Genomic DNA, 23,039 nt, shown 5'->3' with positions numbered 1-23,039 from the left:
AAGTACGCTTTATTGCAATTTCTGATTATTCACCAGGCAATGCACATTCAAAGTTTGCTTTATCTACTGAACAACGCGCTTTCTTCAATACAGACATCATGCCTGCATCGTAAATGCCACGTTTCGTCATATCTAAACGGCCGTCACGCATTAATTTTTGATACTTCAAGGTATCTTCAGCAGTCAAGTTCATTTTATATTTTGCTGGAATTTCAGCTTCATAGCGTTTGATCATTGCAAAGGCTTTTGGAAGCTGTTTCACAAAGTAATCACGCGATTTTTGACCAAAACCAGCAGGGAATTTTTCTGGACGTAAAACAAGATCCGCAGTGACTTGGAGAACAGGGAAGTTAAACATCGCCCCGTTTGTACCCAAACCTTTGCTTAATTCCAATGGCTTGTAAGCATAGGCAGGTGCACCAACCATATCCACCTGGCCATTGTTGAATTTCGCAGCGAAGTTAGAAATATCAGAAAGTACCGCTTGCGCACCAATACGTTGAACCATGATTTTTTGTGCATCATCATAACCCAAGACTGCAAATTTTTTGCCTGCTGCCTTTTCAATTGAGTTAATGTTCTTGTCGCGCACGAAAATGTAGGCCGCACCTAAAGGTGCAATACCTGCAACTTCATATTTATTGCCACCTAAGTTGGTGGTCATTTTTGCTGCATTACGCGCATCTAACACATAAGTAATTGCACGCTGTGCAACTTCATTGCTTGGCGCACCGCCCAATGAATCTACTGAACCTGCAAATTTGTTATATGGACGGGCACGCATTGCTGTCATCGCAACAGCAGCACATTTACCCGCTTTAAAGTTATTGTCTGCAACCTGTTCATCCGTGATTGCAAGTAGGTTGACATCAGCGCCCCAGCCTTTTGCTGCGAGTGCCCAGTCTTGCATCATTTTGTATGATTCACCTGACTTTCCTAATAAGTCGAATACACACACATCAATTGCTGCCTGAGTAGAAGCAGATACACCTAAGATCGAAGTTGCTGCAAGAGCAAGTGCAATTTTTTTCATATTTTTCATCCTTTCACAAACTTTATGTTTGTCTCCTTGTTCGAAGCAAATATTAATCATGTTTTTTGAAAAAAAATAGAGCTTCTACTCTATTTTTATGACCAGATTGTTTATTTTTTACCCTCTTTTATCCATTTCTATTATTTTCTTAGGCAATTTTGTTATATCTGCCTCACTTTGTGTATCGTTTTATATCTGGGCCACTGTTCTCCTTTCTTATTCGCCACTCAAAGTACACTCAAAGTTGGTTCGTTCAACCGTACAGCGGGCACGTTTCAGTACATTCATCATACTCGCATCGTACACACCTTGCTTGGTTAAATTCATTCGTCCGTCCCGTAACATTTTTTGGTAACGGGTCTTATCTTCATTGGTCAAGGTAATCTTTTTGGCATTCATTCCTGCTTCTAAACGTTGTACCATGGCAAAATTACTTGGCAGCTTGTTGACAAACCATTGTCGAGATTGCGCAGCAAATCCACTTGGGAATTTCGCAGGACGAATAATCAAATCGCCTGTGATATTGACCACAGGAAAATTAAATAATGCACCATTGGTTAAACCTTTGCTGATTTCCAGAGGCTTATAGGCATAAGCAGGTGCTGCGATTACATCCACTTGCCCGCTATTAAACTTTTTTACAAAATCTGAAATATCTGAAGGTACAGCCACCAGATCAATACTTTCCACAATGGCTTTTTGGGCTTGGTCATAGTGTAAATAAGCAAATTTTTTGCCTTTGGCCTTTTCAATGGTATCGATCTTTTTATCTCGTACAAAGATATAAGCCAGGCCAACCTGAATAATGCCCGCAACTTCGAATTTATCTCCATTCACAGTGGCGGTTAAACGGTGCTGGTTACGCTTGTCCAGCACATAGCTAATTGCTTTTTGCGCAATCGCATTACTGGTCACGGCCCCAACCGCATCGACAGAACCTGCAAATTTATTATATTTACGTGCACGCATTGAGGTCATGTAGACCGCATCACATTTGCCTGCATCAAAATCTTGTTCTGCTTTTGCTTCATCTTGATAGGGAATGAGCTCGACATCGCCCTGCCAAGTTTTAGAGGCAAGTTTCCATTCCTCGATCAGTTTATAAGACTCCCCAGCCTTCCCTAATAAATCAAAAACACAAATTTCTTGTTTTGCCTGAACAGAAGTCGACATGACAGATAGAGCTATCGCCCCGCATGCCCAAAGTCCCTTTTTCATCTTGTTTTCCCTTTTTGCTATTCTGCACAATTTTCCATCAGTGCCTATTCAATATAGTCAGATTTTGGCTAAAATCATAGTGCTTTTATCTACATACATCGGGTTTTGCAACATTTTAATCAAATCCATCACAGTTTATCTGATGCAAGCCGAGCGCCATTGAATGCCAGTTTCATCCTCCAAAGCCGCTATTTATTCCCCGCCGAGCGTACATTCAAAATTGGTCCGATCTACAGTACAACGCGCACGCTTCAGCACACTCATCATGCTGGCATCATAAATCCCGCGTTTGGTCAGTCCTATGCGCGCTTCTCTTAATATTTGCTGATAACGGGTTTTATCTTCATTGCTGAGATTGATTTTATATTTGGCAGGTAATTCGGCTTCGATTCGTTGAATCAGATTGAAATTGGTATTCAACCGATTCAGAAACCATGTACGAGAATTCTGCCCAAAAGCATTCGAGAACTTATCAGAACGGATAATCAAGTCCATGGTCATATTCACTGCAGGAAAGGTAATAATCGCCCCTTCATTGCCCAGCCCCTTGTATAACTCTAAAGGTTTGTATGCATAGGCGGGTGCTGCCATGATATCTGCCTGAGCATTATTAAACTTTCTCGCAATATCCGAGATATCTGAAACTACCGCCTGTCCTCCCAGACTTTTAACTACGATCTTTTGTGCTTCGTCATAACCGAGAACAGCAAATTTTTTACCTTTGATTTGCTCAATGGTATTCATTTTCTTATCTTTAACAAAAATATAAGCCAATCCGATTTGCGAAATGCCCGCAACCTCATAGCTTTCTTGATCAACAGTACTGATCAAACGGCGCTGATTACGCTTGTCCAAAGCAAAACTGATTGCCTTCTGTGCAATGGCATAGCTGGGTACGGCACCGATGGCATCAATCGAGCCCGCAAACTTGTTATAGCGACGGGCGCGCATTGAAGTCATATATACACCATCGCATTTACCCTGCTCAAAATCATTTTCCGCCAGTGCTTCATTCTGATAGCCGATCAGTAAGGTATCACCATGCCATGCTTTCGCGGCCAATGACCACTCCTCCATGGCTTTGTAGGCTTCGCCAGACTTCCCTAACAGATCAAAAACACATATCTTGGTTACTGCCTGTACGTCTGTGCATGTCCCCAAAATCAGCATTGTCGCCAATGCACAAATTCCCTTGTTCATCCTTAAACCCCATTGCGATCTTTTAATCATGTTGCTTATTTTTCATATAATTTAAATATTAATCTGATTTAGGTCACAAAAATAGAGCAATTACTCTACTTTTCGATGAGTTGAGCAATTCAATTCAAACAACTTGATCTTCAATATAAAAATTTGCATTCATGAACGATCACCTTAAAATGCAGCTATCTATTCGCTATTTTGCATGCTCATGATCCAGTTTGACCAAGTTTCATTACGCCGCGGTGGGCGTGTTCTATTTCAAAAAGCATCGATGCAGCTTCATCCAGGCTGGAAAATTGGTCTTACAGGCGTCAATGGTGCAGGTAAATCCACCTTATTTGCTGCCTTTTTAGGGGATTTGGTTGCAGATGAAGGTAATCTGACCCGCCCCGCGGTCTGGACTGTGGCGCATATGGCGCAGGAAATCAAAGCGCTGGAAATGCCAGCACTTGATTTTGTTCTGTCAGGTGACGAAGAGTATTGGGATATTCAAGAAAAACTTGCACACCCTGATCAACTCAGTAATGATGATTTGGCTCAACTGCATGGTCGTTTTGATGAGATTCATGGCTATGCTGCGCCTGCCAAAGCTGCGCAACTTATGGCAGGTCTAGGTTTCCTTGATCATCAACTCCGTTTAAATGTCGCAAGCTTTTCTGGTGGATGGCGCATGCGTTTGAACTTGGCGCGTACCCTGATGAGCCGTTCGGACCTGTTGTTACTGGATGAACCAACCAACCACTTGGACTTGGATGCGATCTTGTGGTTAGAAGACTGGCTCAAAGCTTATGAAGGTACACTGGTGCTGATTTCACATGATCGAGATTTCTTAGATGCGATTACCGATCATATATTGCATATCGAAAACCAAGAACTGACCTTATATACAGGCAATTATTCTACTTTTGAAACGACCCGTAGTGAACGTTTAGCACAACAACAACAGGCTTTTGAAAAACAGCAAGAAACCCGTGCCCATCTACAGAAGTTTATTGACCGCTTTAAGGCCAAAGCCACCAAAGCCCGTCAAGCACAAAGCCGGATTAAGCAATTGGAACGGATGCAGCAACTGGCGCCTGCGCACGTTGATACTCCATTTACTTTTAGCTTCCGCGAACCGACCAAAATGAGTTCGCCATTGTTGAGCTTAGAGGCTGCAACCATAGGCTACGGCGATAAGATGATTGCCGAGAAAATTCGCCTGCAAATTACTCCAAGCTCCCGAATCGGTTTACTCGGAATGAACGGCGCAGGTAAATCCACCTTGATCAAAAGCTTAGTCGGTGATTTACCGCTACTTGCAGGTGAACGTAAGGCCTCAGAACTCCTCAATATTGGTTATTTTGCTCAGCATCAAATGGATGCCCTTGATGCCCATGCCAGTCCAATGTTGCAATTGGCGCGTATTGCTGACAAGCAGATCAGTGAGGCCGCATTACGCGCCTTTTTAGGCGGGTTTGGCTTTAGTGGTGAGCGTATGGATACGCCATGTGAGAGCTTCTCTGGGGGTGAGCGCGCCCGTTTAGCCTTGGCATTGATCGTATGGCAACGTCCAAATGTCTTGATTCTGGACGAACCAACTAACCATTTAGACTTGGATATGCGCCTTGCGCTGACCATGGCACTACAAGACTTTGAAGGCGCTGTGGTGTTGGTATCACATGAACGCCAGTTAATTGCCAGTGTCTGTGATGACTTATTATTAGTACATGCAGGTCAATGCAGCGAGTTTGAAGGTGATTTACAAGACTATGCCAAGTGGTTACGTGAAGCGCGTCAGCAACAGATCAATGCGCAAAATGCCTTACAGCAACAAAGTGCAGCCCCACATGCCTCTGCCACAAAAGTAGATAAAGAAGCCCAACGTAAAGAAGCGGCTCGGCGCCGTGAAATGACCCGACCAATTCGAAAAAATATCGAAAAAGTCGAAGCTCAGATTGAAAAAGTTCAGCCACGTTTAACTGAGATAGAAAATACTTTAGCAGATAGCGCCTTGTACGAAGCCAACCGCAAAGAGGATTTAATCAAGCTCATGAACGAACAAACTGAGCTGAAAGCCAAATTAGGACAGCATGAAGAACAGCTTTTAGAGTTGATGATGGAGCTTGAAGCGTTAGAAGGCTCATTTGTAGATTAAACTGCCCTATGATTCATGCAGCGAAGTATTTTGAGCTGTATGAATCACATCTTTTAAGGTCATTTGTTTAAACAGAATCATCCAATTTATGGTCTCAAAACAGGCTTTGGATACTTAAAAACACTATGAATATCATTAAAAATGTCATGAATTTGTCGAGAATTTAGGATAAGGTGAAAACTGGAACTTTCTCAGAAAATTGAGCTTTAGTGTCAGGCTCGATATACTCAGCCCTACTGTGGTAAATTTATAACTGATGAATGAATCCCGAGGGTTAAATTCAATTCACATTTTTTGTACTTTAATTTGGTGAGTACTCTATTTTGGATCATACAAACTGAATGAATTCTTTAGATTTTCTTTTTAATTTTGAACATATTCTGCCAGTTTTGGTTCAAGAGTACGGTTTATGGATTTATGCCATCCTTTTTCTGATTATTTTTTCAGAAACCGCCTTTGTGTTTATGTTTTTTTTACCAGGTGACAGTCTATTACTCACCGTAGGCGCTTTGTGCTCTGTTGTAGAAATCATGCATCTCGGCTATATGATCACTCTCCTATTTTTTGCAGCAGCACTGGGCTATATGGTGAACTATCATATCGGTCGACATTTTGGTGATCGTATTTTCAACGTAAAATCACGCTTTATTAAGCAGGAATATCTACAAAAGACCAATGTGTTCTTCTTGAAACACGGCGGCAAAACCATTTTACTGGCTCGTTTTATTCCTTTTGCACGCTCATTTGCACCTCTGGCAGCAGGTTCAAGCAATATGAATTACACCCATTTTGTGATCTATAACATTCTGGGTGCTTTACTTTGGATTAGTGTTCTGGTCACTGCGGGATATCTCTTTGGACACGCCTTAATTCAAGTCAGTGATTTTGTGGAAAACTAACCACGCATTCATAGGTTCCACGTGAAACTTAGGGTATAAAAAAAGCGATGATTATGAATAATCATCGCTTTTTTTATTTAGATTGAGAATATGTAAAACAGATGCTGCATACAATTAAGCATCAATATCCGCATTCAGGGCATTTTCTTCAATAAAGGCACGACGTGGTTCAACATCATCCCCCATCAAGCAGGAGAACATGCGATCTGCTTCAATCGCATCATCAATGGTCACTTGCAACATATTACGGTTTTCAGGATCCATGGTAGTTTCCCAAAGCTGCTCGGCATTCATCTCGCCCAAGCCTTTATAGCGTTGGATCATCATGCCACGACGCGAGTCTTGTAAAATATGCTGCCACACCTGGTGGAAATTGCTGACCTGAATACGACGATCACCTTTTTGAAGATAAGCACCCTCTTCCAACAATTTAAACCAGCTCTTCGAGTTTTTCAGCAAACGCGCATATTCAGCAGAATTTAACAGACCAGCATCCAATAAATACGAATGCGGCAAATTATGTACATATACGGTGACACGTGGCCAATAATGTGCCGACTTCTCACCTTGTGCATTTTCACGCTCAAACGCTTCTAAGCTAATTTCAGGACGTAAGCTCGGCTGTAATTTTTCAATTGCAACACGTAATTGCTCTGCCCATGATTCAACATAATCACGTTCATGGTTATGATCGGCTTTGAATGCATCCAGCTCAAGTAAGCCATCCAGTAAACTTGCTGGATAACGTTGCGTTAGGCGCTGTAAACTCTTTTGCGATACCTGATAATCGGCAATCACACTTGCCAACGCAGAACCATTAATCGCAGGTGCCTCAGCGCTCACATGTAATGCTAATTCATCAATCGCATTTGAGATCAAGTAAGTTTCAAGTGCATCATTATCTTTGATGTACTGTTCTTGCTTGCCTTTCTTCAACTTATACAATGGCGGCTGTGCAATATAAATATAACCACGTTCAACCAACTCAGGCATTTGACGGAAGAAGAAGGTCAATAACAAGGTACGAATATGTGAACCATCCACGTCCGCATCGGTCATGATGATGATTTTGTGATAACGCAATTTGTCTGGGTTGTATTCTTCACGCCCGATACCACAGCCCAAAGCGGTAATTAAAGTTCCCACTTCCTGACTGGAAATCATCTTGTCAAAACGCGCGCGTTCAACGTTCAGGATCTTTCCTTTCAACGGTAAAATAGCCTGCATTTTACGGTTACGCCCTTGTTTCGCACTACCACCCGCAGAGTCACCCTCGACCAGATAAAGTTCAGACAATGCTGGATCTTTTTCCTGACAGTCTGCCAATTTACCTGGCAGGCCTGCGATATCTAGAGCGCTCTTACGACGTGTCATTTCACGTGCTTTACGAGCGGCATCACGCGCACGTGCTGCATCAATAATCTTGCCAGCGATTGATTTCGCCGCTTGCGGGTTTTCAAGCAAATAAGCCGAAAACTCTTTGTTCATCGCCTGCTCGACCGCAGGTTTGACTTCACTCGACACCAGTTTTTCTTTGGTTTGTGAAGAGAATTTTGGATCTGGCACTTTTACTGAAATGATTGCAGTTAAACCTTCACGTGCATCATCACCAGTCACAGCCACTTTTTCTTTTTTCAGTAAGCTTTCATTTTCCATGTAGCTGTTTAAGCCACGGGTCAATGCCGCACGGAAACCTGCAAGGTGAGTACCGCCATCTTTTTGCGGAATATTGTTGGTAAAGCAACGAACATTCTCTTGATAGCTATCGTTCCACTGCAATGCCACTTCGACACCGATGCCGTTGTCTGCATCTGTAGTGAAGTGGAAAATTTCATTGAGATGGGTTTTACCTTCGTTAATATATTTAACGAACTCTGATAAACCACCTTCATAATCGTAAACATGCTCAAGGTTAACGCGCTCGTCACGCAAGACGATACGAACCCCTGCGTTCAGGAAAGACAACTCTCGTAAACGACGTGCCAAGATATCTACACTAAAAATGGTTTGGCTGAACGTGAGTTCACTTGGCCAGAAACGAACAGTAGTTCCCGATGTATCGGTTTCACCGACAACTTTTAACGGATATTGCGGATCACCATGTGCATATTCTTGTTCATGAACCTGACCCGCACGATGAATGGTCAAATGCAATTTTTTAGATAAAGCATTAACAACCGAAACACCGACACCGTGTAAACCGCCCGACACTTTATAACTGTTGTCATCGAACTTACCACCTGCATGCAGAATGGTCAGAATCACCTCTGCCGCAGACACCCCTTCTTCAGGGTGAATATCGGTTGGAATACCGCGACCATTGTCCGATACACTAACCGATTCATCTTCATGAATGGTAACCAGGATCTCGTCACAGTGACCTGCGAGCGCTTCATCGATGGCATTATCCACCACCTCAAACACCATATGGTGCAAACCTGTACCGTCATCGGTGTCACCGATATACATGCCAGGACGTTTACGAACCGCGTCTAATCCACGTAATACTTTAATACTAGAGGAATCATAAGCCTTTTCATTTGTTTGTTCTGTTTGAGAGACTGATTGAGACTCTGAACTCATGGTTACTCCCTAGTAAATATCTAATCTATCCAAAGATGAGGAAATAAAATTATGGCGCAGCAACACTGACTTGGCCTTGGACAACGTGAAACAATTGAAAGGAAATCGACAAATCATGTAAGTGTTTTAATACCGACGCATGGTCTAAGGTGGTGATAAAAACCTGACTTCCTAACTGACTCAATCGCTCAATTAAACGTTGTTGTGCAGCCAAATCTAACTCTGCTGTCAGATCATCTAATAATACCACAGTTTCCTTATTACTCGCATGCAGCATTGCAATTTGTGACAGTTTTAATGCCATGATTAACAACTTTTTTTGGCCCCGAGACAGTACATCATCGGCATTGCCAAAGGGCGTTTTTAGACGTAAATCTGCCCGATGCGGACCATACTCGGTATAACGTCGATCACAGTCTTTTTGATGCTGCTGAACCAAGTCCTGTAACAACCCCTGTTCAGTATGAAAGCCTGCGCTATATTCCAGCTCGACCTCGATATCGGGCAGGAGTTGTTGTAAATCTTCCTTGAAGAACTGATTCCATTGTTCGACGATGGCCACCCGTTGCGAGTGCAAAATTTCGCCATAATCACTCAGCATTTTGTTCCACGGCTCTAGATCAGCCAGACTTGGATGACGCCGTGTTTTTAGCAAACTATTACGCTGCTTTAAGGCACGTGAATAGTATTGCCAAGCAAAATAAAACTCAGGTTCCACGTGGAACATCAACCAATCCAGTAATTGCCGTCTAGGTTTCGCCCCATGATCGATAATATCGGTACTTTGCGGGTCAATATGCTGTAAGGGCAATAATTTTGCCAACTGCCCCTGGGTGGCAATCGTATCACCATTGACCTTGATCAGTTGCTCACCCGAAGCCAGCTTTTGCATGCCTATACGCTCACTGGCCGATTGTGCAAACACAATCGCATCCCCGGCCTCATACTGGATGTAATGCTTAGGAATATGCGTGCGAAATGAACGCCCAGTGGCCAATAAATGGATGGATTCTAGAATTGAGGTTTTTCCAGAGCCATTGGCCCCGTAAAAAATATTAAACGGTTGCAACTCATGGAGTGCAGCCGCCTTTAAATTACGTACACGTTCGATATTTAAACGCGTGATTTGCATACTTAAAAACTCAAATCATCAATCCCGATTAAACACGCATCGGCATCACAACATAGGTCTGATCTGGATGGGCTGGATCTTGCACCAATACCGATTGATTGGCTTCAGTCATGCTCATTTTTACATCATCACCATCCAGCACACTCAATACATCAAGAATGTATTGTGCATTAAATGACATTTCTAATGGTGCATCTTGATATTGGATTGCCAAATCTTCAACCGCTTCATCTTGTTCAGGGTTGTTGGCACGCAATTGCAATGAATCCTGATTAAAATTCAAGAACACACCACGTAATTTTTCATTACTCAAGATCGCAACACGTTGTAGTGACTGTTTAAACACATCATGCGCAATAAAGACATGTTTATCCCCCCCTTTCGGGATCACACGGCGATAATCAGGGAATTTACCATCAATCAATTTAGTCGTGAAGCGAACCGTAATCTCCCCTTGCTCTTTATCGCGGCTTGGAGTGTTAATGGTCACATTTAATAATTCACGACCAATCAGCAAGGTCAGTTGTTCATCTTCAATACTCAGTAAGCGCTGCAATTCACCCACGGCTTTACGTGGCACAATCGCTTGAATCGGTGCCGATGCATTTGATGAAGCCAACACTTCACATAAAGCGAGACGGTGCCCATCGGTTGTTACTGTACGCAATTGATTTTGATCAATTTCCAGCAAGGTTCCCGTCAGGTAAAAACGGACATCCTGAACCGCCATCGCAAAGGCTGTTTTCTCAAATAAACGCTTTAACTCACGTTGCGTCACCTGTACTTGCGTACCTTGGCTATTTTCAGTGGTGAGTAAGGGATAATCTTCTGCTGGAAGCGTTCCCAGCACAAAACGGCTGTTCCCCGATTTTAAAATACAACGCTGATCTTCTGTAATTTGTAAGTCAATCAAGGCTGCTGTTGGAAGAGATTTACAAATTTCGACCAGTTTACGTGCAGGAACCGTGGTTTCACCTGCTTCCAAACAAGCACCTTCAGCTAACGTGGTGCTTGCAACCAATTCGACTTCTAAATCAGAACCTGTAATGGTTAAGGCCTGTTGCGTGGTTTGAATTTTGACATTTGAAAGAATATTCAAGGTATGACGGCGCTCTACAGCCCCCACCACATGGGATAAAACATTGACTAAACTTTCTTTAGCGATTTTCAAACGCACGATTTTATTCCTCTTACAACAGAAGCCGATATGAATGTTAGCAGTGTACTATGCTGCACTTAAAAGCAGTTTGCAACTCTGAAAAATAGATTAACTTTGTAACAGACGAAGTAAGTTTTTATAGTCTTCATTAAAAATAGGGTCTTCTTCCCGCAAACTGACTACTTTTTCACAAGCATGCATCACGGTACTATGGTCTCGACCACCAAACGCCATCCCAATTTCAGGAAAGCTATCCCCTGTTAATTCACGTGCAAGCCCCATGGCGAGCTGACGTGGGCGCGCATAAATACGCGTACGTTTTGGTCCAATCAATTCTTTCAGCGGAATACGGAAATATTCACTCACCACCCGCTGGATATTTTCCACACTGATGGTGCGTGCACGAATCGCCAGGACATCTTTCAAAGACTCACGGACCACATCCAAATCAATGACTGTGCCTTTGAAACGTGAAATCGCCACTACTTTATTCAACGCTCCTTCAAGCTCACGTACGTTGGCAACGACTTGTTGAGCAATAAATAAAGCACAGTTTCGCGGCAAATCTACACCGCTATTTTCTGCTTTTTTCAGCAAAATTTCGATACGGGTTTCAATATCAGGGGGTTCAACGCCAACGGATAAACCCCATGAAAAACGAGACACCAAACGTGGATCAAGTTCAGTCAGCTCTTTGGGATAACGGTCTGAAGTTAAAATAATTTGCTTGGATTCATCCAGTAAGGCATTGAAAGTATAGAAGAATTCAACAAGACTTGCCTCTTTTCCAGCGAGTAAGTGAATATCATCGACCAAGAGTAAATCTAAAGAACGACAATTTTTCTTAAATTCTTCAACCTTACCTTTTTGTAAAGAACTGACAAAGTCCTGCACAAAACTTTCAGAGGTCATATACATCACACGTGCATTTGGTTTGGCTTGTAATAGCGCATTACCCACCGCTTGCATCAAGTGTGTTTTACCCAAACCTGTTGGACCATAGAGAAACAAAGGATTGTGCTGAGATGCCCCCAATTGGGTTAAGACTTTACGACACGTTTCAGCGGCCATTTGATTGGAACGGCCTTCAACAAATAAAGAAAAGGTAAATAGTGGATTGAGTTGTCTTTTCTTAGGTATTTTTGTGACATTTTGACTAGGTTGTACTAAATCGGATTCTTTTTTCACTTTTACTGGCGTGGCAACAGGCGTGCTCAGTGCAGCTGTGGTGGTCGCAGGTTGCTCATTAGAAGACAAAATTGTGCCTGGACGCGAATCAACCAGAATTTCAACCTGACGAACTCGGCCTTCAGAGAGTTGTTCAGCAAGAATAGCAATCAGTTCTAAATGGTTATCTTGAATATAGCGTGTCCAATAAGGGTTTGGTGCGTATAAACGCATCACACCATCAACCTCTTCGGCAACTAAAGGACGAATCCACATCGCAAAGACGTTATCAGAGAGCTCTTGTCGCAAGCGAGTTAAGCAGTCTGTCCAGAGCATGTGCATCCCCTATTCCATCCATTTTTAAATTCAAAAAATAAAAATCACCACACCCATCTTTCGAAGGGGTCGCCATTCTAACCAAGTTATCCACATCTGTCAGGCAAATTTATGAGACTTTTGCTGAAAAAGAAAGCATTCGTTTATAAATTCAAATTTAAAACCACTTGTGTATAACTTTTTGCACAAGCTGTGGATAGTTTTAACCCTAAAGTTATCCACAATTTATAAAATTGATAAAAACATGGTTATCCACACCATAACTCTATGTTTATTTATAGAAAAACATCACTTTCCACAGAATAAATCCATACTAATAAGAATAAATTTAAATTTTAAAATTTGAATTTACTTATAGGGTTTAAGCAAATTGTGGATAACTGAGCATATCGAAATTTAAATTCAAAATCCAAGAATTAAATTTAAATTAGAAGATGGATTGTTGATAAGCCTGTCTGTAAGCTGTGAATATAGCTGAATGTTGATATAATATAAATAGATAGCTTGTGTATATTTTTTGTTTTCTATTAAGCAGAATGTTTAAGTGCAGTTTTATTGCATCAAAACAGAACAAACAAAATGTAAAGTTTTTGATTTTCCATTGACAGCGTAAACATTGCACAATAAAATCGCGGACCTTTATAGAAAGATCATTTTGGGAGTTTCGATATGAAACGTACTTTCCAACCATCTGAATTAAAGCGTAAACGCGTTCATGGTTTCCGCGCTCGTATGGCTACTAAAGCAGGTCGTCAAGTTTTAGCTCGTCGTCGTGCAAAAGGTCGTCATAGCTTAACTGTTTAATACCGTTAAGCTGACCAGATTTGGGTGATGACACTTTACAGTTTCGGCGCAGAATCTCGTATTCGTTGTGCCGCAGATTATAAAAGTGTATTTGATGGTGCGCTTTTTAAAGTGCATCAGCCCCATTTCCTTTTTTTAGCAAAATTAACTGAACAGCCTAAAAGCCGTTTGGGTATTGTCGTTGCTAAGAAGAAAGTACGCCGCGCGCATGAACGAAATCGAATAAAGCGTCTTGCTCGGGAGAGTTTCCGTTTACATCAAGCGCAATTTAATGCTGATATCGATATTGTGGTGATGCCTAAAGTAGGTATAGAAGCAATCGCAAATCAAGAATTACATCAACAATTAGATTTTGCTTGGCAAAAATTACAACGTTTAGCAAAGAAGCATTCCAAAGTCGTTGTGACATCCCTCCAGAATTAGAGATCTCCAATGGTACGTTTACTGCATTGGTTGATAAGATGTTACCAAATCGCAATTAGTCCATTATTGGGTCCTCGTTGTCGCTATATTCCTACCTGCTCACAATATGCAATTGAAGCATTGCAAACGCATGGTGCGGTCAAAGGAGTATGGTTATCGACTAAGCGAATTTGCTGTTGTCATCCTTGGGGTGGTTCAGGCTATGATCCAGTTCCTCGCAAAGCACTTCGTTTTATTTCGTTTCATCAAATAGATTCTCAAATGCATCACGTTGCTGTACCCTTTCGTGATCGTTTATTCAAGCAAAATCTCTCTAACCATTTGGGATAATAGATATGCAACAATGGGCCAGATTTGCAATTCTTGGAGCCATGTTTGTTACCGCATATTTGCTTATTTTGGCTTGGCAAAAAGACTATGGTCATGCTGCACCAGCACCGCAACAACAAGCGGCGGTTGTCACTGCACATGATGTATCTGCAGATTTGCCAAATGCTCAAAATGCAACAGCGGCTTCAGACTTGCCACAAGCAAATGTGACTGCATCACAAGCTACAGAAACGCCTTCTGTAAGTCAGCAACTGATTTCAGTGCAAACTGATCTTTACCATCTTTGGATCAACCCAAAAGGTGGTGATATCGTTCGTATTGAATTGTTAAGCCATGATGAAAGCAAAGACAGCAATAAACCGTTTGTTATGCTGGAAAGTGATGCGAAACGTACTTACGTCGCTCAATCGGGTTTAATTGGTTTAAATGGACCTGATAGTAGCCGTGGCGGACGCCCAATGTATGATGTTGAAAAAACAGCATATACATTGGCCGATGCAAAAAGCATCGCATCAAAAGATGGCAAGACACAGCAAGTGTTGACTGTGCCATTGGTATTTAAAACACCTGAGGGTGTGGAAGTGATCAAATCGTTCACCTTCACGCAAGGTGATTACCCAATTACAGTAAAACACCAAGTCATTAACCGTAGCCAGCAAAACTGGCAAGGTCAAATGTTTGGTCAGTTAAAACGTGATAATTCGGATGATCCTGGTAAATCTTCTCAAGGTATTTTCACACTTGGAACTTATCTAGGGGGCGCTTGGGGTACACCAGATGCGCACTATAACAAGTTAAAATTCAGCAATTTTAATGATGAGAAATTGAATGTTGATGCCAAAGGCGGTTGGGTTGCCATGGTTCAGCACTATTTCGTCAGTGCATGGATTCCGGGTAATTTAAAACTGACTCAAGCGGATGGTCAGCCTTATACTGCTAAACTTGAATCGCGTCAGTCTGCAGACCATATGAATATCATGGGCTTCACCTCTCCCGTGATCAATGTACCGGCCGGTACCTCAATGGAAGTAGATGCAAAACTGTATTCTGGTCCTAAAATTCAATCTGAACTCAAAGACTTAGCGGCTGGATTAAACCAAACTGTAGATTACGGTTGGTTATGGCCAATTGCGAAGTTATTGTTCTTAGGTTTGCAATTCTTCCATAACCTTGTGGGGAACTGGGGTTGGTCAATTATCTTATTGACAATCTTGGTAAAAGCCATTTTATGGCCACTTTCTTCAAAAAGTTATCGCTCAATGGCGAAAATGCGTGTAATTGCACCTGAAATGCAACGCATGAAAGAAGAATTTGGCGAAGACCGTATGCGTTTCTCACAAGAAATGATGGCGTTGTACAAGCGTGAACAAGTCAATCCATTGTCTGGTTGCTTGCCATTGCTATTACAAATGCCGATTTTCTTAGCCTTGTATTGGGTGTTGATGGAATCAGTTGAACTTCGTCATGCACCGTGGTTAGGCTGGATTCAAGATTTATCTGCAATGGATCCATGGTTTATCTTGCCGTTGATCATGGGTGTCACCATGTTCGTTCAGCAAATGTTGAACCCGCAACCGACTGATCCTATGCAGGCTAAAGTGTTCCGTATCATGCCAATCATGTTTACGGTATTCATGTTGTTCTTCCCTGCCGGTTTGGTGCTTTACTGGATCGTCAACAACAGTATTACCATTTTACAACAATGGTTTATTAACAAAGGTGTCGAAAAAGATCGTCTCAACAAGGTTGAGCCGAGCGCTTAAGTTCGAACTTTTACTGAATAAATCCGCTTAAGATGGTAATCTTAAGCGGATTTTTCTTTGGCTGTATTTAGGGTTTTAATTTTATAACCCTTGCGTTTTTTTAGGTGAATTTAACATGCAACATCAAACCACAATTGCTGCGATTGCTACCCCTTTAGGTCGTGGTGGTGTGGGGGTGATTCGACTCTCTGGACCGAAAGCCTATGCCATTGCAGAGCAACTGACCCAGAAACAGCTGCCTGCTGCACGAATGGCGGGCTTCCGCCAGTTTTGTGATGTCGATGGTGCCGTGATGGATGAAGGCATTGTGTTATGTTTCCCGAATCCGCATTCCTTTACAGGTGAAGATGTGGTGGAACTGCAAGGCCATGGTGGTCCAGTTATTCAGAATGCGCTATTAGCACGTTTACTTGATTTGGGCGCAACTGCGGCAAAGGCCGGTGAGTTTTCCATGCGTGCCTTTGAAAATGGCAAGATGGACTTGGTACAAGCCGAAGCGATTGCCGATTTGATTGACGCCACCTCACAGGCAGCGGCACGTTCCGCGGTACGCTCTTTACAAGGCGCATTTTCAACCAAAATTAATACCGTTTTAGAAAAACTGATTCACTTACGCTTACATGTTGAAGCTGCAATTGATTTTCCAGAAGAAGAAATCGATTTTCTAGCCGATGGCAAGATTTTAGCTTTACTTGATGATGTACAAGACTCGGTTCAAGCAGTGCAACAGTCTGCGCGCCAAGGCCAATTGCTACGTGAAGGTCTACAGGTGGTGATTGCGGGTAAGCCAAATGCGGGTAAATCGAGCCTGTTAAACGCACTCGCTGGCCATGAACGTGCCATTGTGACCGATATTGCAGGGACTACCCGTGATGTGCTGCATGAAAAGATCAGTTTAAATGGCTTGCCGATTACTTTAACCGATACTGCAGGCTTACGTGAAACGGGCGATATCGTTGAACAGGAAGGGATTCGTCGTGCCATCAAGGAAATTGAACAGGCCGATTTGTTACTGTTGGTGTATGACTTGAATCAAGGCGATGAACCTTTACAGCTGGCACATGAATATTTTGCTGATCATCTGGAGCCAAAGCGTTTATTGTTGATTGGCAATAAATGTGATTTAACGGGTCAGGCTGCGACTTTGAGTGATTATCAAGGTTTCCGGCATATTAGTGTCTCAGCCAAACAAGAGATGGGGGTTCAGGCGCTCATAGATGCGATTACAGCGCATGCAGGCTTCCAACCTGAGGAAGATACCTTTATCGCCAGAACACGTCATTTAGACGCAATGAAGCGTACTCAGCGCTATTTATCCGAAGCACGCGAGCAACTTGTGGTCTTTAATGCAGGTGAACTGGTGGCTGAGTCATTGCGTTTGGCGCAAAATGCCTTGGGTGAAATCACCGGTGATTTCAGTGCCGATGACTTGCTGGGTAAGATTTTTGGTTCGTTTTGTATTGGTAAATAATAAATTAAATCAAATAAAAAAGGCTTAGATTGGGAATAATCTAAGCCATTGTTTATCAATTTTCTTCTTGCTCTTCTTTCGGTTTCTCATCTGGAACTACATTTAACGCCGTCATCATTGCTTCAGGCACACCTTCTTGGCGAGAGGCCCTTAATTTGATCTGTAAGCGTAGTTCATTGACTGAATCGGCATTGCGCAGGGCTTCATCATAGCTGATCGCGCCTTCGTTATACAGCTCAAATAAGGCCTGATCGAAGGTCTGCATACCCAGCTCACGCGATTTACTCATAATCTCTTTCAGTGCGTGGAATTGACCTTTGAGAATATTGTCTGCAATCAATGGGGTGTTCAGCAAAATTTCAATTGCAGCACGACGGCCCTTACCATCTTGGGTACGGACCAAACGTTGCGAAATAATTCCTTTCATGTTGGATGAAAGATCCATCAGCAACTGATTGCGACGTTCTTCTGGAAAGAAGTTAATAATTCGATCCAAGGCTTGATTGGCATTGTTGGCGTGCAAGGTACCTAAGCAGAGATGCCCTGTTTCAGCAAAGGCAATCGCATGTTCCATGGTCTCGGTATCACGGATTTCGCCAATTAGAATCACATCAGGTGCCTGACGCAAGGTGTTTTTCAAGGCATGATGCCAGGAATGGCAATCGACCCCAACTTCACGATGGGTAATCATGGATTTTTTATGCTTATGCACATATTCCACCGGATCTTCAACGGTAATGATATGGCCCGCTGAATTTTCATTGCGGTGGTCAATCATGGCAGCCAGAGAGGTTGATTTTCCAGAACCTGTTCCACCCACAACCAAGACCAGACCACGTTTTTCCATAATCACATGTTTCAGTGATTCTGGTAGTTTAAGTTTCTGAAAGTTTGGGATTTCTGAGGTAATGGTCCGGATCACCATACCGATTTGTAGCTGCTGTTTAAACACATTGACGCGGAAACGTGAAACATTCGGGACATTGATTGCAAAGTTGCATTCCCATTCGCTTTCAAATTCTTGGCGTTGTTTTTCATTCATCAAACTATAGGCAAATAGCTTGGTCTTATCTGCTGTGAGTGCTTGCTGTCCTAAGGGGCGCATTAAGCCTTGCAGTTTAATGCTGGGCGGAAAATCGGCAGTGATAAATAAGTCTGACCCCTCATACTCGACAACTTTGCTGAGCATGTGAAACATAAAGCTTTTGGCTTCTTCTAATAGTTCCGCGTTATACATTGATCTACCTAAATTTTAAATGAAACGAGGTCCATTTCTGTAATACGTTGATAATTTCCCGCTAAGGGAAACATATTTTTGTTTCTTGAAAATGAATGCTGATAGGGAGATGAATTTTACTCAATTTAAATAAAGTTTGTCCCTTCATTCTCACCGTATTGGGATGCAGCGTAAATTATTCCAAAAAGCTTGGCTGAGATCTAGCTAATTTTTAAAATTATTTAATAATTATCAATGTGATGAGTTTGATTTTTGGGTTTTTATTAAAGGGAGGAACTGCGTAATGCGTGCTCACCCATTGGGAGAATTAAGGCGAATGTTCCACGTGAAACATCGCGAAAATTGGTTGGGTTTTGGTTGTTGCTCCGTAAGCGGCTCTGTCGGTGGAAGCCAGACTGATTACAATAGCCGTTGATTTTTGAGTTGAGTGTTCATGATGTTAAAAAAAATTGGGATGTTCTCATTGTTGAGTTGTATTTCTGCCATCAGTTTAGCCAATGTCGATAGCTTAAAAAGCAATTTAACTAAGCAGTATCCCAATATTCAGGTGACCAATATTCAGGCGACTGAAATGAATGGTTTATATAGTGCCAGTTTGGATAATCAGATCATTTACTTGGATGAAAGTGCGCAGCACATGTTTGTCGGCTCAATGGTTCGTTTAAAAGATCAGAAGAACCTCACTAAGGATTTAGTCATCCAGCAAAACTCGATGGACTGGAAACAACTGCCTTTAAAGGATGCGATTAAAACGGTTAAAGGCAATGGTAAGCGTCAATTGGCGGTGTTTTCCGACCCTAACTGTTCTTATTGCAAAAAATTAGAAGCAGAGCTGGATAAACTGACTGATGTAACGATTTATACCTTTATTTATGCATTAAAACCTCAATCCATCGCAGTGTCAAAATCGGTATGGTGTGATGCTAATCAGGCCTATGCATGGAAAAACTTGTTGCAAAAGAATGTGCAACCCAAGGAAAAAAGCTGTGCCAATCCGATTGAACGTAACCTCGAACTGGGACGTAAACTCGGCGTAGATGGAACACCAACGTTGATCTTTGGTAATGGTCTGAAAATGGTCGGTGGGCGTAGTGCTGAAGAAATTCAGATGATCTGGAAAGAGTTGGGACTATAGCCGATAAAAAAGCCCAATTCCTGCGAATCAGTGAACTGGGCTTTTGCTTGCCTGTAACTTAGCTTTTTTTGGTGACCAGATTATAAATAAATAGAATAATGATGGCACCAACCACGGAAGCAATGAAACCTGCCGCCGAGTTTTCCGCATATAAGCCCAGTAAACGGCCACCATAGGTGGCAAGTAATGAACCTGCAATACCTAATAGGGTGGTTACAATAAAGCCTGCTTTGTCATCTCCAGGATGGATCGCACGAGCAATTAAACCAGCAAAAAAACCAACAACAATTGCCACAATTAGGGACCACATTGTCTTTTCTCCTTGTTTTAACAAAGGTATTTCCTATTATCCTGCTTGATAGGAAGGTGCTTTGTCTGTAGTGGATTACGGAGTTATGTCGTATTTTTGTGCATGGTTAGCAATATTGCGTGATTGAAGCGCAATAAAAAAGGTGCTTGTCAGCACCTCAATTTGAAGCTTGCACTGGGATGTTCACCTTATCATTGACGCCATTTATGAGTATGAAATGCCCATACACATGCGTTGGCTTAAAGACCGATTTCACCAATAAAAGGTAAATGGCGATATTTCTGATCAAAATCGAGTCCATAACCGACGATAAAGCGATCTTCAACTTCAAAACCAAGGAATTTAACATCCAGAGGAATTTCACGGCGTGAGGGTTTACTGACCAAAGTACAGAGTTCAATTGAATTGGGATTACGGGTTTTAAGCATTTCAACCACTTTGCTTAAGGTATTTCCAGAGTCAATAATATCTTCAACCACGAGTACATCTTTACCGTGAATTTCACCATCCAGGTCTTTTAGGATTTTAACATCACGTGATGAGACCGTGCCGCCAGCATAACTAGAGACCGTCATAAAATCGAGTTCGTGTGGTTTTTCAATTGAGCGGCATAGGTCTGCCATGAAAATGACTGAACCACGTAATAGGCCGATCAGTACCAGTTCTTTATCACTTTGAGCATAGTGTGCATTGATCTTTTCACCCAGTTCTTTGACTTTGGCTTGAATCTCTTCACTTGAAATCATAATGCGCATTGCAATGGTCATCGGTAGATTCCTAACACTTAAAAACGGGAAAATAAAAAAGGTGTTGACCTGCAACACCTCGAAATCTTGAGCTAATCTGCCAATTTTAAAACAAAATCACCGTTCATGCACCTTTTGATGATGAAGAATGTGTTTCATTTTGAACAGATGCACGGTCACGTTTTAATAGAACCGCACATCCAATCGCCAATATGATCCACCCAAGTCTTTGTTTATTTAAACGTTTAGCTTTGGCTATAGGCTTTTTGTCCATAAATATAGGTTGCCTCAATATTTCGGTCATCGCCCATGGTGAATAAGGCAAATAAGCTGTCATCAACCGATTTTGAACGTGATTGACGTAATTGTTGTAACGCGGTTGCTTGGAGATTGAGCACCACAAAATCGGCTTCTTTACCGATATTAAAGTTACCGAGTTTGTCGTCTAAATCGAGGGCTTTTGCACCACCTAAAGTTGCATGATACAGCGATTCAAAGGCAGACAGTTTATCGCCTTGCAGCTGCTGTACCTTGTAGGCTTCGTTGACGGTTTGCAATAGGCTAAACGAGGTCCCTGCCCCAACGTCGGTACCAAGCCCCACTTTTACCTGTTGTTCCCAAGTCTTGTTCAATGGAAATAAACCGCTGCCCAAGAACAGGTTTGAGGTTGGACAGAAGGCAATTGCAGAGTCTGTTTCATGCATACATTTCCACTCGGCATCTTCTAAATGCACACAGTGCGCGAATACCGAGCGTTGACCAGTTAGACCATAATGATGATAGACATCAAGATAGCCTTTTTGCTCAGGAAACAAATCTTTCACCCATGCGATTTCATCTTTGTTTTCGCTTAAATGGGTATGCACATAGACATCTGGGAATTGGGCTTTGAGCTGGCCTGCTTTTTCGAGTTGTTCAGGCGTCGAAGTGGGTGCGAAGCGTGGGGTAATCGCATACAGTGCGCGACCCTGACCATGCCACTTTTCGATTAATGCCTTAGAATCCTCATAGCCGCTGTCTGCAGTGTCGCACAAGGCTTCTGGTGCATGACGATCCATCATCACCTTACCCGCGATTAAACGCATCTGATGCTGTTGTGCAGCTTCAAATAAGGCATCCACCGATTCAGGATGTACCGTACAGAACACCAAGGCTGTCGTGGTGCCATTTTTAAGCAGTTCAGTGACAAAGAATTGTGCAATTTCCTGTGCGTAAGCTTTGTCTTTAAACTGGATTTCTGTTGGGAAGGTATAAGTATTTAACCAACTGAGTAATTGTTCGCCGTAGGCACCGACCATTTCAGTTTGTGGGAAATGGATATGGGTATCGATCATACCTGGAATGATCAATTGTTCTGGATAATGTTGAATCTCAACATTTGCAGGAAGGTGGGCTTGAGCGTCATTCCACGTGCCAAACCAGCGGATTTTGCCCTGCTCGGTAATCAGGATACCATCTTCGATATAACGGACTTGATCGGCAATTTCAGCCGCTTGGGAAACGGTTTTTTGAATATCTAAGAAGCGACCACGAATCACCGTGATTGGAGTAGCCAAAGTCATAACAACCTACAATTTTACTTTTTTCGGTTGATTGTACCTGATTTTGCCAAAGTTACTGGATTATTCGTCTCATTCACAGGTTTAAAAGGTATATAAATGTGACTCATGATTTAAATCAATTGAGCTCGGGAACAGAGAAATGTTTGCCTTATCCGCAGCAGAGATAGAACAAAGCAATTGCAGTCCGCTTAAATCGCTCAGGAGAACTGGACTGATCGCACCCTTTGGCCTGCATGATTTATTTGCACTCAACTTGCGTTGGAATCCTGCATTGGTCAGCTATGACATCTTTAAACAACGGATTGAATCCAAACAGTGGTTACAGCAATGGCGTCAATTACACTGAGTTGATGATGCCTAAATAAAAAAGGGCCTTCATTGAAGACCCTTT

Annotated in this window: 19 protein-coding genes and 1 pseudogene; 9 read left to right on the top strand and 11 right to left on the bottom strand. The window is 42.3% G+C overall.

What is annotated here, in order from left to right:
* Window positions 1–25: 25 nt before the first annotated feature.
* The 3 genes from F895_RS00465 to F895_RS00475 form a co-directional block, all read right to left on the bottom strand.
* Window positions 26–1,033 carry a putative solute-binding protein gene (locus F895_RS00465; protein WP_005244813.1) on the bottom strand — a complete coding sequence of 336 codons (1,008 nt, stop codon included), beginning with the start codon at window positions 1,031–1,033 and terminating at the stop codon, window positions 26–28.
* Window positions 1,034–1,249: 216 nt separating this feature from the next.
* Window positions 1,250–2,251 carry a putative solute-binding protein gene (locus F895_RS00470; protein WP_005244811.1) on the bottom strand — a complete coding sequence of 334 codons (1,002 nt, stop codon included), beginning with the start codon at window positions 2,249–2,251 and terminating at the stop codon, window positions 1,250–1,252.
* Window positions 2,252–2,443: 192 nt separating this feature from the next.
* Window positions 2,444–3,451, bottom strand: coding sequence for a putative solute-binding protein (locus F895_RS00475; RefSeq protein ID WP_010590248.1), 1,008 nt, complete (start codon window positions 3,449–3,451; stop codon window positions 2,444–2,446).
* A 211-nt stretch (window positions 3,452–3,662) separates the two neighbouring features.
* Between F895_RS00475 and F895_RS00480 the strand changes: the two genes are divergently transcribed.
* Both F895_RS00480 and F895_RS00485 read left to right on the top strand, forming a co-directional pair.
* The gene (locus F895_RS00480; RefSeq protein ID WP_026040230.1) at window positions 3,663–5,591 is read left to right on the top strand and encodes an ATP-binding cassette domain-containing protein; all 1,929 of its coding nucleotides are present in this window, start codon (window positions 3,663–3,665) and stop codon (window positions 5,589–5,591) included.
* 341 nt (window positions 5,592–5,932) lie between these two features.
* Entirely contained in the window at window positions 5,933–6,490 is a 558-nt protein-coding gene (locus F895_RS00485; protein WP_005244803.1) for a VTT domain-containing protein, read from the top strand.
* 114 nt (window positions 6,491–6,604) lie between these two features.
* Here the strand turns inward: F895_RS00485 and gyrB are convergent, their stop codons facing one another.
* The 4 genes from gyrB to dnaA all read right to left on the bottom strand — a co-directional run bounded on the left by gyrB (window position 6,605) and on the right by dnaA (window position 12,867).
* The gene (gene gyrB, locus F895_RS00490) at window positions 6,605–9,073 is read right to left on the bottom strand and encodes a DNA topoisomerase (ATP-hydrolyzing) subunit B (protein ID WP_005244801.1); all 2,469 of its coding nucleotides are present in this window, start codon (window positions 9,071–9,073) and stop codon (window positions 6,605–6,607) included.
* Window positions 9,074–9,122: 49 nt separating this feature from the next.
* A complete protein-coding gene (gene recF / locus F895_RS00495; RefSeq protein ID WP_005244799.1) occupies window positions 9,123–10,205 on the bottom strand; it encodes a DNA replication/repair protein RecF in 1,083 nt (360 codons plus the stop codon).
* 28 nt (window positions 10,206–10,233) lie between these two features.
* Window positions 10,234–11,382 (bottom strand): DNA polymerase III subunit beta, encoded by a 1,149-nt coding sequence (dnaN, locus tag F895_RS00500; RefSeq protein ID WP_005244797.1) that lies wholly within the window; start codon window positions 11,380–11,382, stop codon window positions 10,234–10,236.
* A gap of 90 nt (window positions 11,383–11,472) precedes the next feature.
* Complete coding sequence (gene dnaA, locus F895_RS00505) at window positions 11,473–12,867, bottom strand: chromosomal replication initiator protein DnaA (RefSeq protein ID WP_005244796.1); 1,395 nt, start codon at window positions 12,865–12,867, stop codon at window positions 11,473–11,475.
* A gap of 669 nt (window positions 12,868–13,536) precedes the next feature.
* Here dnaA and rpmH point away from each other — a divergent pair.
* From rpmH to mnmE, 5 genes are all read left to right on the top strand, one after another.
* A complete protein-coding gene (gene rpmH / locus F895_RS00510; protein ID WP_000831329.1) occupies window positions 13,537–13,671 on the top strand; it encodes a 50S ribosomal protein L34 in 135 nt (44 codons plus the stop codon).
* Window positions 13,672–13,698: 27 nt separating this feature from the next.
* Complete coding sequence (gene rnpA, locus F895_RS00515; protein ID WP_005244795.1) at window positions 13,699–14,094, top strand: ribonuclease P protein component; 396 nt, start codon at window positions 13,699–13,701, stop codon at window positions 14,092–14,094.
* Window positions 14,095–14,103: 9 nt separating this feature from the next.
* Window positions 14,104–14,424 carry a membrane protein insertion efficiency factor YidD gene (gene yidD / locus F895_RS00520; RefSeq protein WP_005244794.1) on the top strand — a complete coding sequence of 107 codons (321 nt, stop codon included), beginning with the start codon at window positions 14,104–14,106 and terminating at the stop codon, window positions 14,422–14,424.
* A gap of 5 nt (window positions 14,425–14,429) precedes the next feature.
* Window positions 14,430–16,187 carry a membrane protein insertase YidC gene (gene yidC, locus F895_RS00525; RefSeq protein ID WP_005244793.1) on the top strand — a complete coding sequence of 586 codons (1,758 nt, stop codon included), beginning with the start codon at window positions 14,430–14,432 and terminating at the stop codon, window positions 16,185–16,187.
* 115 nt (window positions 16,188–16,302) lie between these two features.
* On the top strand, window positions 16,303–17,658 hold the full coding sequence (mnmE, locus tag F895_RS00530) for a tRNA uridine-5-carboxymethylaminomethyl(34) synthesis GTPase MnmE (RefSeq protein WP_005244792.1): 1,356 nt from the start codon (window positions 16,303–16,305) through the stop codon (window positions 17,656–17,658).
* Window positions 17,659–17,713: 55 nt separating this feature from the next.
* On the opposite strand, the gene F895_RS00535 is transcribed toward mnmE, so the two are convergent.
* On the bottom strand, window positions 17,714–18,895 hold the full coding sequence (locus tag F895_RS00535) for a PilT/PilU family type 4a pilus ATPase (protein ID WP_005244791.1): 1,182 nt from the start codon (window positions 18,893–18,895) through the stop codon (window positions 17,714–17,716).
* Between the two features lie 436 nt (window positions 18,896–19,331).
* Between F895_RS00535 and F895_RS00540 the strand changes: the two genes are divergently transcribed.
* Window positions 19,332–20,030 (top strand): DsbC family protein, encoded by a 699-nt coding sequence (locus tag F895_RS00540; protein WP_010590072.1) that lies wholly within the window; start codon window positions 19,332–19,334, stop codon window positions 20,028–20,030.
* A gap of 58 nt (window positions 20,031–20,088) precedes the next feature.
* Here the strand turns inward: F895_RS00540 and F895_RS00545 are convergent, their stop codons facing one another.
* From F895_RS00545 to guaD, 3 genes are all read right to left on the bottom strand, one after another.
* Window positions 20,089–20,340, bottom strand: a complete 252-nt coding sequence (locus F895_RS00545) for a GlsB/YeaQ/YmgE family stress response membrane protein (RefSeq protein WP_005244788.1) — start codon at window positions 20,338–20,340, stop codon at window positions 20,089–20,091.
* A gap of 239 nt (window positions 20,341–20,579) precedes the next feature.
* The gene (gene hpt, locus F895_RS00550; RefSeq protein ID WP_005244785.1) at window positions 20,580–21,107 is read right to left on the bottom strand and encodes a hypoxanthine phosphoribosyltransferase; all 528 of its coding nucleotides are present in this window, start codon (window positions 21,105–21,107) and stop codon (window positions 20,580–20,582) included.
* A gap of 224 nt (window positions 21,108–21,331) precedes the next feature.
* Entirely contained in the window at window positions 21,332–22,648 is a 1,317-nt protein-coding gene (guaD, locus tag F895_RS00555; RefSeq protein WP_005244782.1) for a guanine deaminase, read from the bottom strand.
* 206 nt (window positions 22,649–22,854) lie between these two features.
* On the opposite strand from guaD, the pseudogene F895_RS00560 reads away from it, so the two are divergent.
* A pseudogene (locus tag F895_RS00560) lies at window positions 22,855–22,994 on the top strand (nucleotidyltransferase family protein); the annotation flags it as partial.
* Between the last annotated feature and the right edge of the window lie 45 nt (window positions 22,995–23,039).

The organism is Acinetobacter sp. CIP 64.2 (genome assembly GCF_000369645.1).
Lineage (GTDB): Bacteria > Pseudomonadota > Gammaproteobacteria > Pseudomonadales > Moraxellaceae > Acinetobacter.
Note: the sequence above shows the minus strand (reverse complement) of the source record. Positions and strands in the feature narration are given on the sequence as shown.